Source organism: Roseovarius litorisediminis (assembly GCF_900172295.1).
Lineage (GTDB): Bacteria > Pseudomonadota > Alphaproteobacteria > Rhodobacterales > Rhodobacteraceae > Roseovarius > Roseovarius litorisediminis.
Map to the genome: position 1 here is coordinate 455,048 of NZ_FWFL01000002.1, position 20,961 is coordinate 476,008.

The 20,961-nt window shown below is 58.2% G+C and carries 23 protein-coding genes; 13 read left to right on the forward strand and 10 right to left on the reverse strand.

Going from position 1 to position 20,961, the window contains the following annotated elements:
• Positions 1–12: 12 nt before the first annotated feature.
• The 10 genes from PEL8287_RS05545 (at position 13) to PEL8287_RS05590 (ending at position 11,243) form a co-directional block, all read left to right on the forward strand.
• Positions 13–2,424 carry a superoxide dismutase family protein gene (locus tag PEL8287_RS05545; RefSeq protein ID WP_085891348.1) on the forward strand — a complete coding sequence of 804 codons (2,412 nt, stop codon included), beginning with the start codon at positions 13–15 and terminating at the stop codon, positions 2,422–2,424.
• Between the two features lie 382 nt (positions 2,425–2,806).
• A complete protein-coding gene (locus tag PEL8287_RS05550) occupies positions 2,807–3,754 on the forward strand; it encodes a DnaJ C-terminal domain-containing protein (RefSeq protein WP_085891349.1) in 948 nt (315 codons plus the stop codon).
• A complete protein-coding gene (locus PEL8287_RS05555; protein WP_085891350.1) occupies positions 3,751–4,080 on the forward strand; it encodes a chaperone modulator CbpM in 330 nt (109 codons plus the stop codon). Before PEL8287_RS05550 ends, PEL8287_RS05555 begins: the two co-directional genes overlap by 4 nt.
• A 504-nt stretch (positions 4,081–4,584) precedes the next feature.
• Positions 4,585–5,145 (forward strand): F0F1 ATP synthase subunit delta, encoded by a 561-nt coding sequence (locus tag PEL8287_RS05560; RefSeq protein ID WP_085891506.1) that lies wholly within the window; start codon positions 4,585–4,587, stop codon positions 5,143–5,145.
• The gene (gene atpA, locus PEL8287_RS05565; RefSeq protein WP_085891351.1) at positions 5,146–6,684 is read left to right on the forward strand and encodes a F0F1 ATP synthase subunit alpha; all 1,539 of its coding nucleotides are present in this window, start codon (positions 5,146–5,148) and stop codon (positions 6,682–6,684) included. It abuts the gene before it with no gap.
• A gap of 18 nt (positions 6,685–6,702) precedes the next feature.
• Positions 6,703–7,578 (forward strand): F0F1 ATP synthase subunit gamma, encoded by an 876-nt coding sequence (locus PEL8287_RS05570; protein WP_085891352.1) that lies wholly within the window; start codon positions 6,703–6,705, stop codon positions 7,576–7,578.
• A 21-nt stretch (positions 7,579–7,599) separates the two neighbouring features.
• The gene (gene atpD / locus PEL8287_RS05575; protein ID WP_085891353.1) at positions 7,600–9,024 is read left to right on the forward strand and encodes a F0F1 ATP synthase subunit beta; all 1,425 of its coding nucleotides are present in this window, start codon (positions 7,600–7,602) and stop codon (positions 9,022–9,024) included.
• A 47-nt stretch (positions 9,025–9,071) separates the two neighbouring features.
• A complete protein-coding gene (locus tag PEL8287_RS05580; RefSeq protein WP_085891354.1) occupies positions 9,072–9,497 on the forward strand; it encodes a F0F1 ATP synthase subunit epsilon in 426 nt (141 codons plus the stop codon).
• Between the two features lie 134 nt (positions 9,498–9,631).
• Complete coding sequence (locus PEL8287_RS05585) at positions 9,632–9,982, forward strand: H-type lectin domain-containing protein (RefSeq protein ID WP_085891355.1); 351 nt, start codon at positions 9,632–9,634, stop codon at positions 9,980–9,982.
• Positions 9,983–10,196: 214 nt separating this feature from the next.
• Entirely contained in the window at positions 10,197–11,243 is a 1,047-nt protein-coding gene (locus PEL8287_RS05590; protein ID WP_085891356.1) for a VPLPA-CTERM sorting domain-containing protein, read from the forward strand.
• A gap of 91 nt (positions 11,244–11,334) precedes the next feature.
• Here the strand turns inward: PEL8287_RS05590 and PEL8287_RS05595 are convergent, their stop codons facing one another.
• Genes PEL8287_RS05595 through PEL8287_RS05605 form a run of 3 tightly spaced genes read right to left on the reverse strand, consistent with a single transcriptional unit; the run spans position 11,335 to position 13,510 of the window.
• Positions 11,335–12,072, reverse strand: coding sequence for a gamma-glutamyl-gamma-aminobutyrate hydrolase family protein (locus tag PEL8287_RS05595; protein ID WP_176228562.1), 738 nt, complete (start codon positions 12,070–12,072; stop codon positions 11,335–11,337).
• Between the two features lie 7 nt (positions 12,073–12,079).
• Complete coding sequence (locus tag PEL8287_RS05600) at positions 12,080–12,475, reverse strand: nuclear transport factor 2 family protein (RefSeq protein ID WP_176228563.1); 396 nt, start codon at positions 12,473–12,475, stop codon at positions 12,080–12,082.
• Between the two features lie 18 nt (positions 12,476–12,493).
• Positions 12,494–13,510: a ribose-phosphate pyrophosphokinase gene (locus PEL8287_RS05605; RefSeq protein WP_085891359.1), complete on the reverse strand. Its 1,017-nt coding sequence runs from the start codon at positions 13,508–13,510 to the stop codon at positions 12,494–12,496.
• Between the two features lie 105 nt (positions 13,511–13,615).
• Here PEL8287_RS05605 and PEL8287_RS05610 point away from each other — a divergent pair, with 105 nt between their 5' ends.
• A complete protein-coding gene (locus PEL8287_RS05610) occupies positions 13,616–14,215 on the forward strand; it encodes a 2-hydroxychromene-2-carboxylate isomerase (protein ID WP_085891360.1) in 600 nt (199 codons plus the stop codon).
• A gap of 3 nt (positions 14,216–14,218) precedes the next feature.
• A complete protein-coding gene (locus tag PEL8287_RS05615) occupies positions 14,219–15,025 on the forward strand; it encodes an alpha/beta fold hydrolase (RefSeq protein WP_085891361.1) in 807 nt (268 codons plus the stop codon).
• Between the two features lie 62 nt (positions 15,026–15,087).
• Here the strand turns inward: PEL8287_RS05615 and PEL8287_RS05620 are convergent, their stop codons facing one another.
• Genes PEL8287_RS05620 through PEL8287_RS05635 form a run of 4 tightly spaced genes read right to left on the reverse strand, consistent with a single transcriptional unit; the run spans position 15,088 to position 18,315 of the window.
• Entirely contained in the window at positions 15,088–16,134 is a 1,047-nt protein-coding gene (locus PEL8287_RS05620; protein WP_085891362.1) for a threonine aldolase family protein, read from the reverse strand.
• Entirely contained in the window at positions 16,135–16,605 is a 471-nt protein-coding gene (locus tag PEL8287_RS05625; protein WP_085891363.1) for a YcgN family cysteine cluster protein, read from the reverse strand. It abuts the gene before it with no gap.
• Complete coding sequence (locus PEL8287_RS05630; protein WP_085891364.1) at positions 16,602–17,540, reverse strand: bifunctional riboflavin kinase/FAD synthetase; 939 nt, start codon at positions 17,538–17,540, stop codon at positions 16,602–16,604. The genes PEL8287_RS05625 and PEL8287_RS05630 overlap by 4 nt, the downstream gene beginning before the upstream one ends.
• Before the next feature lie 49 nt (positions 17,541–17,589).
• A complete protein-coding gene (locus PEL8287_RS05635) occupies positions 17,590–18,315 on the reverse strand; it encodes a DUF1194 domain-containing protein (protein WP_176228564.1) in 726 nt (241 codons plus the stop codon).
• Positions 18,316–18,512: 197 nt separating this feature from the next.
• On the opposite strand from PEL8287_RS05635, the gene PEL8287_RS05640 reads away from it, so the two are divergent.
• A complete protein-coding gene (locus tag PEL8287_RS05640; protein ID WP_085891366.1) occupies positions 18,513–19,142 on the forward strand; it encodes a glutathione S-transferase family protein in 630 nt (209 codons plus the stop codon).
• A gap of 47 nt (positions 19,143–19,189) precedes the next feature.
• Here the strand turns inward: PEL8287_RS05640 and PEL8287_RS05645 are convergent, their stop codons facing one another.
• The 3 genes from PEL8287_RS05645 to PEL8287_RS05655 form a co-directional block, all read right to left on the reverse strand.
• Positions 19,190–19,372, reverse strand: coding sequence for a hypothetical protein (locus PEL8287_RS05645; protein ID WP_085891367.1), 183 nt, complete (start codon positions 19,370–19,372; stop codon positions 19,190–19,192).
• Positions 19,373–19,525: 153 nt separating this feature from the next.
• A complete protein-coding gene (locus PEL8287_RS05650; protein ID WP_085891368.1) occupies positions 19,526–19,969 on the reverse strand; it encodes a MaoC family dehydratase in 444 nt (147 codons plus the stop codon).
• Between the two features lie 103 nt (positions 19,970–20,072).
• A complete protein-coding gene (locus PEL8287_RS05655; protein WP_085891369.1) occupies positions 20,073–20,945 on the reverse strand; it encodes a TIGR01459 family HAD-type hydrolase in 873 nt (290 codons plus the stop codon).
• Between the last annotated feature and the right edge of the window lie 16 nt (positions 20,946–20,961).

Sequence of the window (20,961 nt, forward strand, 5' to 3'; positions counted from 1 at the left end):
GGAGGATTTCAGATGATTCGCGTCTCGCGTGCCCTGTTCGCGGCTGCCCTGATATTTACAGCACCGCTGGCCGAGGCGGCCACAATGAGTGATGACGCCGCGAGCGGCTTTACGGGATCAGAGTTCGGCTGGCTGCTGCACAAAGATCTTCTGGCTACACCAATAGTATCGCGGGGCGATCCTGATGCGCTGGCCCTTGTCGCGCGCGCTATGCGTGATGATGATCCGCGCGCTGGACTTGGCCTGCAGAACTACTTGAAACGCTTCCCACGGGATCCGGCGGCCTTTGATCTGGCCGGAACGCACCTGCTGATCAAGGACCAGCCGCGAGAAGCTGTGCTTTCACTGGGACAGGCGCTAAAGATTCAACCCGATCTGCCGTGGACGCGGGCAAAGTATGGCGCTGCATTGTATCTGCTCGAACAGGATTACGCCGCACGCAAGCAATTGGCCCGCGTGCTTGAAACGGACCCTGACAACCCTCTGGCGCTGCGCTGGCTGCAGAAGATCGCGCTGGACGACGGGGATCTGAACGCTGCGATCCGTTATGGCCAGCGGTCTTTGTCCGCGTTTGGCCTGCCGCAATCAAAGGTCAACGCGGCGCATGTCGATCTGGCCCTGCTTTATGTCCGTGCGGGGTGGTGGGAAGATGCGTTCGATCTTTTGTCACCGGTGCTGAGCGCGCCGCGCCTTGACGCACCGGATCAGTTTGCAGCTGGAGTTCTTGGCACGCTTGCACAGGTTTCCACCGAGATTCACCAGCCTGTGGCCGCGCGAAAGGCGCTGGACCGGATCGCAGCGCGCATATCGTCCGAGGTTTATGCCAATCCGCCCTGGGCCATCCTTGAGGCGAGAACATTGCGACTGGAGGGTCGTGCAAACGAGGCCATGGCCATTCTCGACCGGCTGTCTAGCACGCCACAGGCTGCACGTTCGCTGATCGCCGAGCGTTCGATGACCCGCATAGATACCGGCGAAACCGATGCCGCATTACAGGATATCGCCAGCACCATAAGCAACGATCCGGCAGGTGAGACGGCGCAGCTGGTCGCGCTATACCGGACCGTAGCTGCGGCGGCGGGCTGGCCCGAGGGTGCGTTGAAGCAGCTGGAAAACGCACTGCCGTCAAAACCGGCGCCAGCGATTGCGCTGGAACTGGCGCGCACCGAGGCCGAGGGCGGCGCCCCGGAAGGGGCCCGCGCACGCGTGAGCGCGCTGCTGCAAAGCACCCAGTCGGTGCCTGTGCCGCTGCGGGTCGAAGCGTTGCAACTGGCCGCCGGGCTGGATTATGCCGAAGGTAACAGACCAGCGGCGATCAAGCGGATCCGCGATGCGCTGGAACTGACGCCTTCGAACGAATTTCTTTGGCTGACACTGGCCGCATACACCCATGATAGCGGCGGGCATGCCCATGCAACGGCTGATCCCGGGCATGTGGGCCTGCGTGAAATATTGGTGGAGGCCAGCGAGGCGGTGCCGGATAGCGCGACGATCTGGGGTGAGTTGGGGATCCTGGATTTCACCTCGGGCAATACAGAGAGCGCAGCTGAGATGCTTCTCAAGGCGGTCGAACTGGCGCCCGCCCGTCCCGAGATCAACCTGCTGGCTGCGTTGGCCCTCGCAGATTCCGGCGGTGATCTGGATAAGGCCAAGGCTTTGGCCGAATTCTCGCGGCAGGTGGACCCTGACAATCCGGCAACCAAGGACGCCGCCGGCTGGGTAGCCTACCGGCGTGATGGTGCCAGCGAGGCAAGTCTGGCGCTTCTGAATGAGGCGCATGAGGCGGACCCATCGGACGTTACCACGCAACGGCACCGGGCTGAGTTGCTTATGGAACTCGGGCAGGTGGACGCTGCCGCCGACGCGGCACTTGCATCGCTGTCTGGAGAGCTGGCGGCGCATGACAGAGAGACGGCGAGGAAAATTCTGTTAAAGCTGCGTCCCGCGGACCGAGTTGTTAGCCCAATCAGGCTGTTGACGAATGATGGGGCGGGTACTGAAATCGGGCGCGCGGTTTTCGAGCGTGGTGCCGAACGAGGGGTGATCGTGACGCTATCTGGCAAGGGCCTGCCCTCCGGCGCAAACCCCGTTCACATACACGAGATACCTTCCTGCAGCCCTGGGCCTGATGGTACCGTGGGCGGCGCGGCGGGTCCGCATTATGGAATGGATCATAGCGCCCATATGATGAAGGATGGCACCGACATGCAGGCGGGCGAGATGGATCATTCCACCCACTCGCATAGTGGTGAGTCCGCACCCAGAGGCGACCTGCCGGCGGCCAGCGTGGGTAAAGAGGGTGTGTTTGATGTCCGCATCGACGCCAATTGGCTGACCCTGGACGAAGTGCGGGGCCGTTCACTGATGATCCACGATGGATCCAAGCCCGGAGAACCGAAAATCGCCTGTGCCATCATCGGTTGAACCAAGCATCGCAGCGCTCCGAGCCGTGTTGCGCACAGAGTGTTGCTTTGGTCACTGAAGAAGTACAGCCACCCTCGCGCTTGCGAAAAAACAATTGGCAAAGCCCACAAGGACCGCCGGTAGCACGACGAATTCCGCTTGCTGAGTACCGCGAAGGTGGTCAAACCGGTTGCCTGCTTGCGGCGCTGCCAAGTGGGTGAGCATTAGCGTCCGACATCGGCTCAGGATGAGCTGTTATCGAGTTGGACTGGGCGGGCTTGCCGGCGCCTGACCTTCCCGAATTGACATGGATCAGTGAAGAAAGCCCGCCGGCATGGCATCTCGTTCGGGACAAGGCCGAGCATGTGCTGTCCCTGCCATTGGCCCAAACAAAGGAACCGGAATGCTCAACGATCCTTACGAAGCCCTTGGTCTGACCAAATCGGCCACGACTGAGGACATCAAGAAAGCCTATCGTAAACTTGTGCGAACAAGCCATCCTGACCTGCACCCCGATGATGCAGGTGCCGAGGAACGGTTCAAGGCCATCGCTGCGGCATATGACATCCTGAAAGACCCGGAGACCCGAGCGCGCTTTGATGCGGGCGAGATCGACGGGCTTGGTGCAGAGCAGCCGCAGCGTCAGTATTATAGGGACTTCTCGGATTCACCCGAGAATGTGTATCACCGCAGAGGCGGATTTGGTGCAAATGCTGATCCCGCCGACATATTTGCCGATATTTTGCGTGCTCGGGCGCGTCAGGGGGGCGGCAATGATTTCAGTGAGCGTGGATTCCAGGCATCTGGAGCAAACGTGCGCTATACGCTCGAAGTGCCATTTCTGGATGCCGCGCGAGGAGCTGAAACCCGTATCACGCTGCCGGATGGCCAAAGCCTTGCCGTCAAGATCCCCCGCGGTACCGAAGATGGCCAGACCTTGCGTCTACGTGGCAAGGGCGGGCCTGGCTTCGGTGGTGGACCGGCCGGGGATGCGTTGATTACAGTTCTTGTACGACCCCATGCAGTGTTTCGCCGTGAAGGCGAGGACATCGTGTTGACGCTGCCGATCACCATTGCTGAGGCCGTTCTGGGCGGCAAGGTAACCGCGCCGACGATTGACGGCCCGGTGGGGCTGAATATTCCTCCGGGTGCCAGTTCGGGCAGGGTCCTGCGCCTGCGTGGCCGCGGTATTGCGCGGGCAGGACGCAAGACAAAAGGCGACCAAAGGGTTGAGTTGAAGATTGTTGTGCCGCCTGATCCGGATGACAGCTTGCGCGACTTCCTTTCGGAATGGCGCAAGACACACTCATTCGACCCGCGCGCCGATCTACTGAAAGAGGCAGGGACATGACTGACCGGTTCTCCGAAGACGACGTTATAACGACCGTTACCCGATTGACTCGTCACCAGCTTGTCCGCTTCATCGAAGGCGAGTTGGTCAAACCGCAGCGCGACGCTGGCGAATATGTCTTTCGTCGTATCGATATCGCGCGGCTGGAATTTTTGTGTGACCTTTCCCACGACCTCGAACTGGATGAGGCGGCGCTTGGTATTGTGATCTCGCTCGTCGATCAGTTGCACGCCGCACGGCAGGACCTTAATGCTTTGGCGCGCGCGATTGACATTTTGCCACCGGATTTGCGGGCAAGCATCTTGGCGGCACTGAAAGAGTCCTGAGCGGCCTTGGAAAGATACTTGCATCCTGATGCTGGCCGCGTGTTCGAATTAGCCCGGTCAGGTAGGGCAAGCGCTTTGGCCCGGGACTGTTTTAATGATCGTCCTATGACGCCAAAATGGTTTGACAAAAAGCGCAGGCGTCGGCCGGACCGACGGGCTAATTATTTTGCTACCCGCGGGCGCCTGATATGGAATAGGGATGCGACCACCACAAAATCACGAAATATGTCGATGCTTTGGTGATGGAATCGCTAAATCGTAAGAAAAAGTGAACTTTTTCTCCCTTTAAATTTTGCGCAAACGGTCGCAGGGGGGGTAAGTTGCTGAAAACACGTTGTATTCTATAGTATACAATGTTTTTCAACTGGCTTGCGGGGTGCGACAGGCACTGTTATACCCCAGCCGAATTTCGGTGTTTCTTATAAGTATCATCGCACGCAAACGTCCCCGGAAGCGGCCAAGACAGGCTTGCCCAACCGGGGCCAGATTATCGGAAGGGTGGACGTGTCCGAACCAGCTTCGATCTCCTCCGGCATTGCCGCGCGCTATGCCACTGCCATTTTCGAGATTTCGAAAGAGAGTAAGTCTCTGGCGAAGCTTGAAACCAACCTCACCGATCTTGCCCAATCCCTTGGCGACAGTGCCGATCTGAACGAGCTGATTTCCAGCCCGGTCATCTCGCGCGGCGATCAGGGGGCGGCCATTGCGGCCATCGGCAAGAAAATGAAACTGATGCCTGCACTGCAGAACGGTCTGAGCCTGATGGCTGAGAACCGCCGCCTGTTCGTGCTGCCGCAACTGATTGCGCAACTGCGCGGGATGATTGCGGATGACAAGGGTGAAGTGACTGCCGACGTGACCAGTGCCAAGGCGCTGACCAAGGCACAATCCGACAAACTGGCCAAGACGCTGAAGGCGCGTGTGGGCAAGGATGTCAAGATCAATGCGACCGTCGATGAGGGTATCATCGGCGGTCTTATCGTAAAGGTGGGTTCGAAAATGATCGATACGTCGATCCGCTCGCGCCTCAATTCCCTCCAGAATGCAATGAAAGAGGTCGGATAAATGGGTATCCAAGCTGCAGAAATATCTGCGATCCTGAAAGACCAGATCAAGAATTTTGGTCAAGATGCCGAAGTGGCCGAAGTGGGCCGGGTTCTGTCGGTCGGCGACGGTATCGCGCGTGTGCACGGGTTGGACAATGTTCAGGCCGGTGAGCTGGTGGAATTCCCCGGCAAGATCATGGGTATGGCGCTGAACCTGGAAAGTGACAACGTCGGTGTCGTTATCTTCGGTTCTGACCGGGACATCAAAGAAGGTGACACCGTCAAACGGACCAAGTCGATTGTGGACGTGCCGATTGGCGACGAATTGCTGGGCCGTGTTGTGGACGGTCTGGGTAACCCGCTGGATGGCAAGGGCCCGATCAAGACCAAGAAACGCGGTCTGGCCGACGTGAAAGCGCCCGGCATCATCCCGCGTAAATCGGTGCACGAGCCGATGGCAACCGGCCTGAAGTCGGTTGATGCGATGATCCCGATTGGACGTGGCCAGCGCGAGTTGATCATTGGTGACCGTCAGACCGGCAAGACCGCCGTGGCGCTTGACGCGATTCTGAACCAGAAGGTCTATAACGACGCCGCGGGCGACGATGAGTCCAAGAAGCTGTATTGCGTTTATGTGGCTGTTGGTCAAAAACGCTCGACCGTTGCGCAGTTGGTGAAGAAACTGGAGGAAAGCGGCGCGATTGAATATTCGATCGTTGTGGCTGCAACCGCATCCGACCCCGCGCCGATGCAGTTCCTGGCGCCTTATTCGGCGACCGCGATTGCCGAGCATTTCCGCGACAATGGCCGTCACGCGCTGATCATTTATGATGACCTGTCGAAACAGGCCGTATCGTACCGTCAGATGTCGCTGTTGCTGCGTCGCCCACCCGGTCGCGAAGCCTATCCGGGTGACGTTTTCTATCTTCACTCGCGCCTGCTGGAGCGGTCGTGCAAGCTGAACGAAGACAACGGCTCGGGCTCGTTGACGGCGCTGCCGATCATCGAAACCCAGGGTGGTGACGTTTCTGCGTTTATTCCGACCAACGTGATTTCGATCACCGATGGCCAGATCTTCCTTGAAACCGAACTGTTCTATCAGGGTATCCGTCCGGCTGTGAACACCGGTCTGTCGGTGTCTCGGGTTGGTTCGTCGGCGCAGACAAATTCGATGAAATCCGTGGCGGGTCCGGTTAAACTGGAACTGGCTCAGTATCGTGAAATGGCCGCTTTTGCGCAGTTCGGCTCGGATCTTGACGCCGCGACTCAGCAACTGCTGAACCGGGGTGCCCGTCTGACCGAACTGATGAAGCAGGCGCAGTATTCGCCGCTGACCAACGCCGAGATTGTTTGCGTGATCTATGCCGGTACCAAAGGGTATCTGGACAAGATTGGTGTCAACCAGGTGGGCCGTTTCGAGGCTGGTTTGCTGTCGCATCTGCGCGGCAAGCATAAAAAGCTGCTCGACATGATCGCCAAGGACGACCCCAAGATCAAGGGCGATGCCGAAGACAAGATCAAAGCAGCGCTGGACGAATTCGCCGCTGATTTCGCTTAAGGGAAAGGACTAGGGCCAATGCCAAGTCTCAAAGACCTTAAAATGAGGATCGAGTCGGTCAAATCGACCCGCAAGATCACCAAGGCCATGCAGATGGTTGCCGCGGCGAAGCTTCGCCGCGCGCAGGAAAAGGCCGAGCAGTCGCGCCCCTATACCGAGCGTTTCAACGCCGTTATGGGCAAGCTGGCGGCGTCGGCCGGATCGTCCGACAATGCGCCCAAGCTGCTGAGCGGCACCGGCGCGGATGAGACCCATCTGCTGGTTGTAATGACGGCCGAACGCGGACTTTGCGGCGGCTTCAATGGCAACATCGCAAAGCTGGCGCGCGTTGAGGCGCAAAACCTGCTGGCGGCGGGTAAAACCGTCAAGATCATCACAGTGGGCAAAAAAGGCCGGGACGCAATCAAGCGCGACCTGAGCCAGCATTTCATCCACCATGTTGATCTGACCGAGGTCAAGAATGTGGGTTACGGTGATGCGCAAAGCATTGCCGCCGGCATTCTGGATCGCTTTGACGCGGGCGAATTTGATGTCGCCAAGATCTTCTACTCGAAGTTCGAAAACGTGGTCAGCCAGATCCCGACCATGCAGCAGATTATCCCTGCTGACTTTGAAGTGGAGGAAGGCGGCGATGCGTCGGTGTTCTATGACTACGAGCCCGACGAACAGGCTATCCTGACCGAGCTGCTGCCACGCGGTGTGGCCACGGCCCTTTTCAGCGCACTGCTGGAAAACGGTGCCTCTGAGCAAGGCGCACGGATGAGTGCGATGGACAACGCCACGCGCAACGCAGGTGAGATGATCGAGAAACTGACGATTCAATACAACCGTTCGCGTCAGGCTGTGATCACCAACGAGCTGATTGAAATCATTTCGGGCGCTGAAGCGCTCTAATACGAGACCGGAGACGAAAACATGGCAAATGCAAAAGGCAAAGTGACCCAGGTCATCGGCGCCGTGGTGGATGTGCAGTTTGGCGACGACCTGCCGCAGATTCTGAACGCGCTGACCACCGACAACAACGGCAAGCAGCTGATCCTGGAAGTGGCGCAGCACCTTGGTGAGAATACCGTGCGCACCATCGCGATGGATGCCACCGAAGGTCTGGTGCGCGGTCAGGAAGTGACCGACACTGATGGCCCGATCACCATGCCGGTCGGCAACGCCACGCTGGGCCGCATCCTGAACGTTATCGGCGAGCCGGTGGACGAACAGGGGCCCATCAAGGCCAAGGAACGCCGCTCGATTCACCAGGACGCGCCCGCGTTCGCTGAGCAATCGACTGAATCTGTTGTGCTGGAGACCGGCATCAAGGTGGTTGATCTTCTGGCTCCTTACGCAAAAGGCGGAAAAATTGGCCTTTTCGGTGGTGCCGGTGTGGGCAAGACAGTTCTGATCATGGAACTGATCAACAACATCGCCAAAGTGCACTCGGGCTTTTCGGTTTTCGCCGGTGTGGGGGAGCGGACCCGTGAAGGGAACGACCTTTACCACGAGATGATTGAATCGGGCGTTATCGTTCCCGACAATCTGGAAGAATCCAAAGTGGCCCTTGTCTATGGTCAGATGAACGAACCTCCGGGGGCGCGGATGCGTGTTGCCCTGTCGGGTCTGACACTGGCCGAGCAGTTCCGCGATCAGTCGGGTACTGACGTTCTGTTCTTTGTCGACAACATCTTCCGCTTTACGCAGGCGGGCTCCGAGGTTTCGGCTCTGCTGGGTCGGATTCCTTCGGCTGTGGGTTACCAGCCGACGCTGGCCACCGACATGGGTGCGATGCAGGAACGTATTACATCGACCAAAGCCGGTTCGATCACTTCGGTGCAAGCCGTTTACGTGCCTGCGGATGACCTTACCGACCCGGCGCCCGCTACATCGTTTGCGCACCTTGATGCGACAACCGTTCTATCGCGTGCGATTTCCGAACTTGGGATTTACCCGGCGGTGGACCCGCTTGATTCAACGTCGCGTCTGATGGACCCGGCGGTTGTGGGTGAAGAGCATTACAACGTGGCCCGTGACGTGCAGGGTATTCTTCAGCGCTATAAATCGCTGCAGGATATCATCGCCATTCTGGGCATGGACGAACTGAGCGAAGAGGACAAGCTGACCGTGGCCCGTGCCCGGAAAATCCAGCGCTTCCTGTCGCAACCGTTCGACGTGGCTAAAGTGTTCACCGGTTCGGATGGTGTGCAGGTTCCGCTGGAAGAAACCATCGCGTCGTTCAAGGCGGTTGTTGCTGGCGAGTACGATCACCTGCCCGAAGGCGCCTTCTATATGGTGGGCGGTATCGATGAAGTGATCGCCAAAGCCGAACGTATGGCGGCAGACGCGGCCTAAAAGTAAGGTGGGCGAAAGCCCACCCTACGCCCCAAGAGGAGGCCAATATGGCTGATACAGTGCAATTCGATCTGGTTTCGCCCGAACGTCTTTTGGCGTCGGTTGCGGCGAAAGAGGTTCAGATCCCCGGTTCCGAGGGCGACATGACGGCCATGCCGAACCATGCACCGCTGATCACCACGCTGCGCCCGGGTATCGTCAAGGTAACGGGTGTGGACGGTGAAAAGGAATATGTTGTGACCGGCGGTTTTGCCGAGATCAACGGCGAGAGCATCTCGGTTCTGGCGGAACGTGCAATCGCGCGTGAGGACGTTACCCAGGCCCATTTCAAAGAAATGGTCGACGAGGCCACCGATAAACTGGCCCGTGCGCAAGAGGTGTATGTGAACGAGCCCGGCCCGGTGGACGAAGCCGCCAAGTTGCTGGCAGATATGGTGGCAATGGGCGATCATATCGGGCTGAGTGCCAACTGATACGCGGCAAATTTCCGCTGATCTATTGCTGGATTCAGAAAAGGGGCCTTCATCCGGGCCCCTTTTTCCTTTTTTATTTCCCATTTTCGCCTAAAGCAGGTGCTTTCGAGCACATATAGTCACAATGTAAAGCCATGAAACGTATTGCTAATCAGTCCATAGGTATCGCCCAAGGTGACGATGTTTTGTTCTCGGATTTCGAGGACGGTGGTGAGATGTGGACGGGGCAGGGCCCGCGTGAACGTCGCAAAAACCTGAAATTCAGTGAGCCATTCAAGGTGGCGCCTTCGGTACATGTGTCCCTTTCGATGTGGGATATGGACAGCGCCACCAATGCCCGCGCTGATGTGACCGCAGAAAAAATCACAGCAAACGGGTTCGAAGTGGTGTTCCGCACCTGGGGTGACACCCGCGTTGCCCGTGCCCGCATCCGCTGGATGGCGATTGGCGCGGTGGCCCACAAGGATGATTGGGAACTTTACTGAAAGTTTAGGCTAATTTACTTGTTATCGCTAAAATTGCTCAATGAAATTAACGCTTAGAGAAACTCGAATTTTAAGCCAATATCCCACACTATCGGAGAAAAGGTATTTGAAAATTAGCGATCGGTCTGTCCGTGAAAGTATTTTTCGGTCAGGCGGAATTTTTATTTTCCGGTAGCGGATAGTGCTGCTGGTACAAATACCAAGGAGATTTCTTTTGACATTCAAGTATTCCGGGGCCGCTGGATGTGCCCTGTTTGTTTTTGGCGCGATGGCCAATGCCGCGACGACTACTGAAACTTTCAGCAACAGCTACAGCACAAGCCAATCGCTTTTTGGCGGAGCAAGTTCGTCCGCTTTTGATTTTTCTGCGACGGTTGGCGGGGTGATCAATTTCAGTGCCGGGGCGAATTCGGGAACCGTGAATTCATTGTCGGGATCGTCGCATGCGCTGACCTATGATGATGTGCTGACGCTTTCCGAAGCGGCGCGCGCAGGGTTCAGCCATGAAGTAACCAATTTGAGGTCGGGTTTTTCAACCAGCTATGGCGCGACGGCCAATGCCAATGTGACTTTGCTTGGTGCGCAGTTTGACATCATAGACGAGGGCGCATCGGTATCGACAAGTCGTACCAATGTCAGCGTCGGATTCGGCCAAACGATCGAAGACACGGGTCGTGACGGGTTGGTCGGCAAAGCGGTTGAGGCATTCGGCATTTCGCCCTCGATTTCAGCCACGGTCAATCTTGAACAGCGCAGCCGCCAGACGATTGGAACGGTGACCGGTTTGATCGAAGCGCGTAATACCTCGACCGGAACGGTGGTCAGGCGCTCCTACAACATCAATTCATCCTCGGCCGACCTTTTCGAGCTGGATCTGTCAGAGCAGGGCACCTGGGAGTTGTTTGCGCTCAGCATGGACATGTTCGGGACATTTGATGCCGATTTTGGCACCTCGGCGACGGGTACCGTTGGCGCGTTCATAGGGTTCGGGTGCGGGGATGTGTCAACGGATTCTGACAATGGCACGTTTTGTGTCGCGGATTTCGGAACATCGGTGACCTCGCCCGCGGCTTATGTGAAAAACGGCACGCCCTTCGGGCTGAGGTATAATTCAACCTATGGATCACGGCGTATCGGATCGCTGACTGTAATCAGTGATCCGGTTGTCGGCGGGGCGGTTCCGTTGCCCGCAGGCGGTCTGTTGCTGATCTCAGGGCTGGGAATTTTCACCGTAGCAAGGCGCCGCCGCGCGCAGGTCTGAGTGAGGCAATACCGTACCGGGGCGGCATTCGCGCCGCCCCATTTTTGTTCTGGGGAATTTTGAATTCATTGTAGTAAGCGTTTCGCCGACGCTATTCCGTTGTCTGACTACCCCGAGCGGCGATGACGAAAGCATCGAAAATCGCCTGCTGATCAGGATCGGTTGCAGCGCTGGCTTCTGGGTGCCATTGGACGCCGAGCGCAAAGGGGTGACCGTTGACTTCGACAGCTTCGACAATACCATCCGAGGCAACAGCGGCGATCGACAGCTTCTGGCCCAAAGTCTTTATCCCCTGGTGGTGGCCAGACATGGTGGTAAGGGTGGATTTTTTCACGATCAGGTCGAGTTGCGAGCCCGAGGTAACATCGACCGGCTGGCGAACCCAATAGGTTTCCGGGCTTTTGTGGATGTCGCCGGTGCCGATGTCGCCCAGATCTTCGTAAAGGGCGCCGCCAAGTGTCACATTCAGCACCTGCATGCCGCGGCAGATGAAAAGCGCTGGCAGGGCGCCGTGCGCAAGCAGGTCGCGGGTCAGGGCCATTTCGGCGGTGTCCCGCATCTGATGCACAGCGCCCATGGCGGGGTGATCCGTATTGCCTGAATAGTGAGAGGGGCAGATATCTGCGCCGCCGGTCAGAACGATGCCGTCCAGCGCTGATAGCCAACGCTCGGGGAATTCTTCCCCTGTAGGCAATAAAACCGGCACGCCACCCGCACGCCGGATCGCGTCGGTATAAAGCGCGGGCGACGCAAAATGCTGATCAAAGGCCTGATTGATGACGGGCTTTTCATTGCGGTCGTAGGTGGTGATCCCGATGACCGGTTTCATAACTGCCTCAGGCGCCTGCAATTTGCCGGGCAAGAACTTCGGCATCGTAGAAGCCCCGGCAGATATGGACTTTCATATCGCTGTCCAGTTTCCATTCGTGCCAGCCGGGGAGCGACACAAAGTGACCGGTGTCGGCATGGTGGCCTTCAAGCGTCCAGAGAAACACCGCCCGGTCACCGGCGTGGCGTGTGGTGTTACAGATGACCTTGAGGTCGGGGAAGGTTGCCATGAGGGCCTTTGCGCTTTCAACAATCTCGGCGTGGCCTCTGTGCGTTGTTGTTGAATTTACGGTGATAGAGCCGTCTTCAGAAAAGAGTAGTGCGCTGGCTTCTGCGTCATGAGCGCTCCAGGCTGCAGCGTGTCGGGCAGCCAGGTCTGCAACGATGTCAGCCTTTTCTGTCACGTCATTCTTTCCTTGCAGTCAGTTGCCGAACTGGCCCTCATAGACCGGTTCCAGCGTGGGGGTTTCAAACAAAGACGACACCGAGGTGCCGTTCCAAATGTTGAGGATCGCCTGGGCAAAGACAGGTGCAGTCGGCAGAATGCGGATGTTGGCCGCCCCTTTGACCGCTTCGGACGGCTGGATCGTATCGGTCAGCACCAGCGATTTCATCACCGATTTGGTTACACGTTCCACTGCGGGGCCGGACATGACGCCGTGTGTGATATAGGCGTGAACCTCGGATGCGCCGTTTTCCAGCAGCACTTCGGCGGCTTTGCACAGGGTGCCAGCGGTATCAACCATGTCGTCCACAATGATACATTTCTTGCCGGATACATCGCCGATCACGGTCATCTCGGCGACTTCGCCCGCCTTTTCCCGGCGTTTGTCGACGATCGACAGCGGTGCCGTGATCCGTTTTGCCAGTTCGCGGGCGCGGGCCACACCACCCACGTCTGGGGAAACCACCATCACGTCATCCAGGCTGTCCTTGAACTGGGTCATGATATCCAGGGCAAAGATCGGCGAGGCATAGAGGTTGTCCACCGGAATGTCGAAAAAGCCCTGAATCTGCGCAGCGTGCAGATCCATCGTGAGCACCCGTTCAATGCCGGCCTCGACGATCATGTTGGCGACCAGCTTAGCCGAAATCGGGGTGCGCGCTTTTGAGCGGCGATCCTGCCGGGCATAGCCGAAATAGGGGATCACGGCGGTAATGCGCGAGGCCGAAGAGCGGCGCAGCGCATCGGACATAATCAGGAGTTCCATCAGGTTGTCATTCGCCGGGTTCGAGGTGGGCTGGATAATGAACATGTCCTCGCCGCGCACGTTTTCGTAAACCTCGACAAAGATTTCCTGATCGTTGAAGCGTTCGACACGGGCATCACAAAGGCCGACACTGACACCGCGATGCATCGACATGCGCCGCGCAATCGCCTTGGCCAGTGGCATGTTGGCATTGCCTGAAATAAGTTTCGGCTCGGATGTGGAAGGCATGTGATGGGTCCCCGGGTGGTCGATATGACAGATTCGTGACGTTGACACCGCTTAGCATGGGCGTACGTTCGGGCAAAGCTATGCCGAAGGGGAGAAGGTATAAAAATGGCCCATATCGACTATTATTTCTCTACACTGTCGCCTTCGGTCTATCTGGCGGGGACGCGACTGGAAGATATCGCCGAAAGGCACGGTGCGGAACTTAACTACAAGCCGCTGGATCTGATGGCTTTGTTTGCCCGTACGGGCGGACAGCCCCTGGGCCAACGCCACCCCAGCCGACAGGCGTATAGGGCGCAGGATCTGGTGCGGCAAGCAAGACAGTTGGGCATGCAGATTACCATGAAGCCCGCGCATTTCCCGACCAACCCGGCGCCGTCATCCTATGCAATAATTGCCGCCCAGAATGAGGGTGGTGGCAATCTGGGCGCGTTGGTGCATTCGGTGCTGCGGGCGCTTTGGGCCGAAGAGCGTGACATCGCCGAGGACAGTGTCGTGCGCGATTGCCTTGCCGCGGCGGGGTTTGATCCGGGGTTGGTGGACAGCGGGATGCTGGTGGGGGCCGAAACCTATGCCGCCAATCTGGAAGAGGCGGTCAATGCAGGCGTCTTTGGCGCGCCCTTTTATGTTGTGGACAGCGGGCAGATGTTCTGGGGGCAGGACCGGCTGGAGGATCTGCATGCACATCTGGCAGGTAAACTATAGGCGATGCCACGTTCGCTGAAAGCAGGGTTTGAAACCTACTGGACCACGTTCGGTCAGGGACCACGGGATGCGCTGATGATTCATTGCTCGTTGGCCTCGTCATCCAGTTGGTCGCGTCTGGCACCCTGTTTGTCAGGTATGCTGAAGATGACCGCCTTTGATATGCCGGGGCACGGGCGCAGTGCTGCCTGGGATGGGAGAGGCGAGATACAGGAGGAGACGGCGCAGATTGCGGCTGCATTCCTGAACGGGCCTGCAGACATCATCGGCCATTCCTTTGGCGCCACAGTGGCATTGCGGTTGGCAATTGAGCGACCTGATTTGGTGCGATCACTGGTTTTGATCGAGCCGGTGTTTTTTGCTGTGGCCTTTGCGGATCATCTGGCTATGCGGGTGGATTACCATGATCTTATGGCCGGATATGCGCAGGCGCTGGAAGAGGGTGATAACCTGGCAGCTGCAAGGGCGTTCAACCGGGTCTGGGGGGATGGCACGGCGTGGGCCGATATTCCCGCACGGCAACGCGAGGCGATGGCAGAGCGGGTCGGACTTGTAGCCGAGGCTGATGGGGCGCTTTTTGATGATGTTGGCGGCATGCTGTCGCCGGGTGGGCTCGACAGTATCAAGGTGCCGGTTCTGCTGCTGGAAGGCAGTGCATCGCCGCCGGTCATTGCCGCGATCAACGAAGGATTGGCCGCACGATTGAACCGGGTCGAACGCTCGGTTGTGGTGGGAGCAAGGCACATGCTGCCAATCAGCCATCCGGAACAGGTGGCAGACGAGGTACTGCGGTTTTTGCAGCGGACATGACGCCCGGGCCTTTTGTCAGCTGACTGTCGGTCTTGCGGGGCACGCAGGCGGGGGTAAAAGACCTATGTGGTGGCGATTTCGACAAAGCGGTCGATCTGGTCGCGGCTGATGGACCAGTCGCAGACCAGACGGCAGGCCAGAGGTTCATCTGCATCGCCGCTGTCCAGTGGCCCCCCGGAAAGCCCGTATACTGCGCCAGCGGCGTGCAGGCGTTGGTGGGTGGCGCGGGGAAGCGTGGCGAAGATCATGTTGGCCTGCGGATCATTCAGGAACTGCGCACCGGGCATGGCGCGCAGGCCATTGGCAAGATGCGCGGCATTGGCATTGGCGGATTGCGCCGAGCGCAGCCAGAGATCGTCGGTCAGATAGGCCAGCATCTGCGCCGAAAGATAGCGGTGTTTCGAGAATAAATGCGCCGATCGTTTGCGGCGCAATTCGAATTCCCACGCGTTTTCGGGGTTGAAGAAAATCACCGCCTCGACCCCAAGACAGCCGTTTTTGGTGCCTCCCATGCTGACCGCGTCAATGCCGGCCTTCCAGGTCATTTCGGCGGGTGTGCAGCCAAGGGTGGCCACGGCGTTTGCAAACCGCGCGCCGTCCAGATAGGCAGGCAGATCGTGATCGGCGGCGATGGCGGTAAGTGTCGCCAGTTCATCCAGCGTATAGACATGGCCCATTTCGGTAACCTGCGTCAGCGCCAAAGGCCCGCGTTGCGAGACATGCACGTCGCCCAGTGTCCAGCTGTGGATCGCGGCAGCCAAATCGGCGGGAGTCATCTTGTCACCGCCACCCACAAGGCTGAGCTTGGCGCCGCCGGTGAAAAATTCAGGTGCGTTGCATTCATCGGTATGGATATGGGCCAGCGGCGTGCAGAAAATGGTCTGCCAGGGCTGCGACAGCGTGGCCAGGGCCAGCGCGTTTGCCGCCGTGCCGGTGGCCACCAGATAGACACTGGCCATCGGTGCCTCGAACAGGTCGCGGACACGGTTGCGGACCTCGGTCATCATGGCGTCTTCGCCGTAAGAGGGCGAAAACCCGGCGTTGGCTGCGCTGAGGGCTGCCAGTATTTCAGCGTGGACCGGGCCGGTATTGTCAGAGGCGAAAAACATTTAAAGGGGTTCCTCGATAATGTGATCTTCCCAGTCGTCCTCGTCGATTTCGAATTCGGGCAGGGTGCGGTGTTGCATCGATACGCCGGCGTCATGCACCGATTGCGGATCGCCGGAAATCAGCGGATGCCAGTCAAAAAGCGGCTTGCCCTGATGCAGCAGCTTGTATGCGCAGGTTTCGGGCATCCAGTAGAGGTTCTTATCAAGGTTCTGCGGCGTCAGCGAGATGCATTCAGGCACGAACTGATGGCGGATGGGGTATTGCGCACAAAGGCAACTGGCGTTGTCCAGCAAGCGGCAGGCGATGCGGGTCAGGGCCACCTCGCCGGTTTCGTCATCTTCAAGCTTGTTCAGGCAGCATTTGCCACAGCCGTCGCACAACGCCTCCCATTCCTTTTGGGTCATGCGGTTAAGCCGCGTGGTTTCCCAATAGCGCGGGCTCAGGCCGGTGCGGTCAATTGGATCGGTCATAGCGATTTCAGGATGTCGCGGGCCTGGGCGCAGTCGGCATCCATCTGGGCGATAAACGCCTCAAGGCTGTCAAACTTGGCCTCGGGGCGCAAATAGTCGACAAGCGCAACCGACAGATTCGCGCCATAGAGGTCGCCGGAGAAGTCAAAAATGAAGGTTTCCAGATTAGGGATCTCTCCGTTGAACATCGGGCGCACTCCAAGGCTGGCGGCGCCGTGGTATTTGCCCTTATGAGGGCCGTCAAGCACATCGACCTGCACGGCGTAAACGCCGAATTTGGGGGGGTGCAGCCCTTCGATCGACATATTGGTGGTAGGATAACCCAGCTCGCGACCACGTTGTTCCCCACCAACAACGAGCCCTTCGATACGGTGCCAGTGGCCGAGCATAGCCGCAGCATCGCGTGGGCGGCCCTCAGACAGGGCCAGCCGAATGGCGGTGGAAGAAACCTGCCCCTTGTCGCCTTCCAGAAGTTTGGCGATGGTGACGCCAAAGCCCATTTCGCGACCAAAGCGCACAAGATCACCCGCCTGTCCGGCACGGCCTTTGCCAAAACAGAAATCGGCACCTACAACCACATGTTTCAGCCCCAGACCGTTCGAGATGACGTTGCGGGCGAATTCATACGGGGTGAGGGCCGAAAGGGCGGCGTTGAAATTCAACTCATAAAGCCGCCTGACCCCCAATTTTTCCAGACGGTGTGCGCGCGCCTCGCGGCCCATCAGGCGAAACGGCGGGGCATCAGGGGCGAAATATTCGCGCGGATGCGGCTCGAACGTCATGATGCCGAGGGGTGCGTTTATCTTGTCGCCCTCGCGCCGCGCAATATCAATCACCGACTGGTGGCCCAGATGAACGCCATCGAAATTGCCGATGGCGACGCTGGCGCCCCGATCGGCGTTTTCCACATAGTCATAGTCACGAATGATACGCATAGGGCAGGCGTAGCGCCCCTGAGGGCCGTGTGCAAGCGGGATGCTTATCTTAGCAGGCAGTCCCGCAACGGCGTGCATTCGAGGAGAGAAAAATGTTCAGCTCGCGTTCAAGTTTAAGGCGCATTGCAGTGGTAAAATCACGATCACGCCCGACGGTCAGCACAAAGGCATCCGGGCCGCCAATCACATAGGCGCGGTAATAATCCACCAACTGCCGGTCGCCATCGGGGATGGTCAGCCCGTTCACAGTGATATTTCTGGCAACGGCGATATCGCGCGCGGATTGCGGCGGCGAACCCGAGTTGCTTCGGGGATCGCCGGATATGTCGATCTTGCGGGATTTGCCTTCATAGGTATTACCCTCAATCAGTTTCACAGAATAATAGATTGCGTCGGCGATAGATGTACCACGCCCAGCCCCCTGTCGCGGTGCGGTTTCGACCAGATTGGCGAAGGCAGTGGTTGTCGCAAAGTCGTGAAGGTGGTGCCAGCCGACGGCTTGATGATTCAGGCTGCCGAGGCTCCAGTGCACAAGGGTTACCGCGACGCCACCGGGTTGCCTGGAGATGATATCGAGGATTTCGGGGCTACGGAACGCGTTGGCAATGCCGTGCATCTGCAGGCGGTATTCACCGGCATTCACACTGATTGATGTGTCCACCGCCAGAACCAGTTCGACCGCAACCGGTTCGGGCGCACCAGCCTTTGTTATGGCGGCTTGGATCAGCAGGCAAGACAGGGCAAAAAGACGTGACGCGATACGGGTGCTTTTCATTGATCTGCCCTGCATTGCCGTGATCCTTTGGATAGTCAAACACCAGCGGTCGCCTGCTGTAAACAACGGGCCGCGTGGAAGATCCCGGAGCACGCGGCGTAGGCGCAATATGCAGGCGGGCTGGGTTGAGTTGTTTCCGTTGACAGAACATTTTTTGCCATAAATTGTATTGCGTAGCGCAACAGAGGAGAATGTTTATGGGCGAAAAACCGATACTTTATGGATTTGATGGATCGACCTATGTGCGGACCGTTCGGATGTTTCTGATTGAGAATGGTATCGAGTATGATCAGGTGCCGGTAAATGTTCTGGAGGGCGAGACGCGCCTGCCCGAACATCTGGCGCGTCATCCGTTTGGCAAGGTGCCTGTACTGGATATAGACGGCATGCGCCTGCGCGAAACCAGCGCCATCTGCCGTTACCTTGACGAGATCGGCAATGGCCCGTGCAGAATACCAGCCGACGCCAAGGCGCGCGCCAAGATGGACGAGGCCGTGGGCCTGTTCGACTGTTACGGCTACAACGCCCTGGTGGGGGTTGCAGGGTTTTATTTGTTCCCCGACCTGATCGGCGGGCAGGACGATGAGGCGCACAAACAAGCGCTTGAGGACTCAGGCAAGTTGATTGATCTGCTCATGGAAGAGGCCAACCCCTGGATCGGAGGGGACACGGCGACGCTGGCAGATTATCTGCTGGCACCGATCATGTTCTATGTCTCGCTGACGCCGGATGCCGACAAGGTATTGGGCAGCGGCAAGATCGCCGACTGGTGGGCCGCGATGCAGACCGTAGAATCCTTCAAGGCTACTGAACCTGATCTGGGTTGAAGCGCGCGCCAAACCGGTGGTGGACGTCAGGCAAGCGTGCTTGCCTCTTAGCTCTGATTGGGGCCGCGGCGTTGCCGAATGGCGTTGCGAATTGCGGTCCAGTCGGCGGCTTCGGCCGTTCTGCCGGCTTCCTTGCATTCGCGCGCCTTTTGGGCAGCTTCGGCTTCGGCCTTACCGCCATGCGTTGAAAGCAGGGCGTTTGCATATTCTGCGGTTTTGATGGCGTCCATGTCTTTCATCCTCCCGTATGTCTGATGAGACTCGTAGTATCGCTCGCGCATGTAACGAGCATGATAACACGATTCGGGGTGGCGTGGCGCCGCACGGCCAAGGGCCCGGCAGGTTGCCGCCTGAGCAGGACTGATAGTGCGTTGATGAAAGGGTTAATCGAACTTGCCTGATGGGGCCAGAACGGTGGCTTCGCCGATCAGGACCTTTTTACCGTTCACCAGACAGCGGCAATCCAGTTGCACGCGGCGTTTGGCGTGGTCGATGCCGATCACCTCGACCTCGGCATGGACCATGTCGCCGGGTCGCACGGGGCCAAGGAATTTCAGGGTCTGGCCCATGTAGACGGTGCCATGGCCCGGAAGCTGTTCGCCGATCACCGCCGAAATCAGACCGGCGGTCAGCATCCCATGGGCGATGCGACCCTCAAATATCGTGTCCTGGGCATAGTCATCGTCAAGATGCACCGGGTTGCGGTCGGTGGAAACCTCAGCAAACATTTCGATATCGCGGTCGGTGACGACTTTGCGCAAATGGCGTGTCATCCCCATCTCGATTTCCTCGATGGTTATGGTTCCGCGCGGCATGTTGTCCAACATTCGACCCTCCTGAACTCGACGGGTGAGTAATTTTAAGACGCATTTGCGACCAATGTTGGAACTTTATTACTTTGCAGGCGCAGAAAAAACAAGAGGGAATTTGTCAGCGCAAATGGCCAATCGTATAGGTCGGTGATGACATTTCCTTTTGAAGATAGGCCTTTAGCGCCTCTGAATCGGGGTGGTGCGACGTTTTTGTTTCACTGGCTGCCAGCCCGCCGGAGATAAAAAGAGAATCAATATCCTCGCCCATGGCCCCCGCAATGTCGGTTAGCACGCCGTCGCCAATCGCCAGAATCGCCTGTTTGCCGATGTCCTTTCCCAAGGCGGCCAGTCGCCGGTAGGCCAGATCATAGATTGGCGGGTGCGGCTTGCCGAAATACAGGCTTTCGCCACCCATTTCGGTATAAAGACGGGCCAGAGCCCCCGCACACCATTCGCGGTGATCGCCACGATCGACCACGATATCGGGATTGGCGCAAAGCAGCTTCATCCCCTTTTGCTTGGCATAAAGAAAATCGGGGCGCATTGTGGCCGGGTCGGCGTTGGGGTCGAACGGCCCGGCGCAGACGATGCCCTCGGCCTGATCCAGCGGTACGGGTTCGACATGTACGGGGTTGTCGATGATTTTCAGGGGATCGAATATTTTGCGGTCGCCATCCTGACCGATAAAATAGACCTTTTTGCCCACCACGCCGCGGAACATCGCGGCGCGGGCGCTGTCGCCCGAGGTGGCGATGCTGTCCCAGCAATCAGACGGCACGCCGATCAGGCCCAGTTGCTTTTCTACCCGGCTGCGGGACCGCGGCGAGTTGGTGACCAACACCACCTTGCCGCCCTTGGTGCGGTATTCCTGCAGGGCGGAAACCGCGCCGGGGAATGGTTTTAGCCCGTTGTGCACACAGCCCCAGAGATCGACAAAAAGCGCCTCGTACCGGTCAGAGATTTCGGAAAGGGACTGGATGATCTGGGTCATGGAGGGCCTGAAATTG

Coding starts and splice junctions, on each gene's coding strand:
- PEL8287_RS05545 (WP_085891348.1), top strand. CDS start 13: ATGATTCGCGTCTCGCGTGCCCTGTTCGCGGCTGCCCTGATATTTACA.
- PEL8287_RS05550 (WP_085891349.1), top strand. CDS start 2,807: ATGCTCAACGATCCTTACGAAGCCCTTGGTCTGACCAAATCGGCCACG.
- PEL8287_RS05555 (WP_085891350.1), top strand. CDS start 3,751: ATGACTGACCGGTTCTCCGAAGACGACGTTATAACGACCGTTACCCGA.
- atpA (WP_085891351.1), top strand. CDS start 5,146: ATGGGTATCCAAGCTGCAGAAATATCTGCGATCCTGAAAGACCAGATC.
- PEL8287_RS05570 (WP_085891352.1), top strand. CDS start 6,703: ATGCCAAGTCTCAAAGACCTTAAAATGAGGATCGAGTCGGTCAAATCG.
- atpD (WP_085891353.1), top strand. CDS start 7,600: ATGGCAAATGCAAAAGGCAAAGTGACCCAGGTCATCGGCGCCGTGGTG.
- PEL8287_RS05580 (WP_085891354.1), top strand. CDS start 9,072: ATGGCTGATACAGTGCAATTCGATCTGGTTTCGCCCGAACGTCTTTTG.
- PEL8287_RS05585 (WP_085891355.1), top strand. CDS start 9,632: ATGAAACGTATTGCTAATCAGTCCATAGGTATCGCCCAAGGTGACGAT.
- PEL8287_RS05595 (WP_176228562.1), bottom strand. CDS start 12,072: ATGAAACCGGTCATCGGGATCACCACCTACGACCGCAATGAAAAGCCC.
- PEL8287_RS05605 (WP_085891359.1), bottom strand. CDS start 13,510: ATGCCTTCCACATCCGAGCCGAAACTTATTTCAGGCAATGCCAACATG.
- PEL8287_RS05610 (WP_085891360.1), top strand. CDS start 13,616: ATGGCCCATATCGACTATTATTTCTCTACACTGTCGCCTTCGGTCTAT.
- PEL8287_RS05615 (WP_085891361.1), top strand. CDS start 14,219: ATGCCACGTTCGCTGAAAGCAGGGTTTGAAACCTACTGGACCACGTTC.
- PEL8287_RS05620 (WP_085891362.1), bottom strand. CDS start 16,134: ATGTTTTTCGCCTCTGACAATACCGGCCCGGTCCACGCTGAAATACTG.
- PEL8287_RS05625 (WP_085891363.1), bottom strand. CDS start 16,605: ATGACCGATCCAATTGACCGCACCGGCCTGAGCCCGCGCTATTGGGAA.
- PEL8287_RS05630 (WP_085891364.1), bottom strand. CDS start 17,540: ATGCGTATCATTCGTGACTATGACTATGTGGAAAACGCCGATCGGGGC.
- PEL8287_RS05635 (WP_176228564.1), bottom strand. CDS start 18,315: ATGAAAAGCACCCGTATCGCGTCACGTCTTTTTGCCCTGTCTTGCCTG.
- PEL8287_RS05640 (WP_085891366.1), top strand. CDS start 18,513: ATGGGCGAAAAACCGATACTTTATGGATTTGATGGATCGACCTATGTG.
- PEL8287_RS05645 (WP_085891367.1), bottom strand. CDS start 19,372: ATGGACGCCATCAAAACCGCAGAATATGCAAACGCCCTGCTTTCAACG.
- PEL8287_RS05650 (WP_085891368.1), bottom strand. CDS start 19,969: ATGTTGGACAACATGCCGCGCGGAACCATAACCATCGAGGAAATCGAG.
- PEL8287_RS05655 (WP_085891369.1), bottom strand. CDS start 20,945: ATGACCCAGATCATCCAGTCCCTTTCCGAAATCTCTGACCGGTACGAG.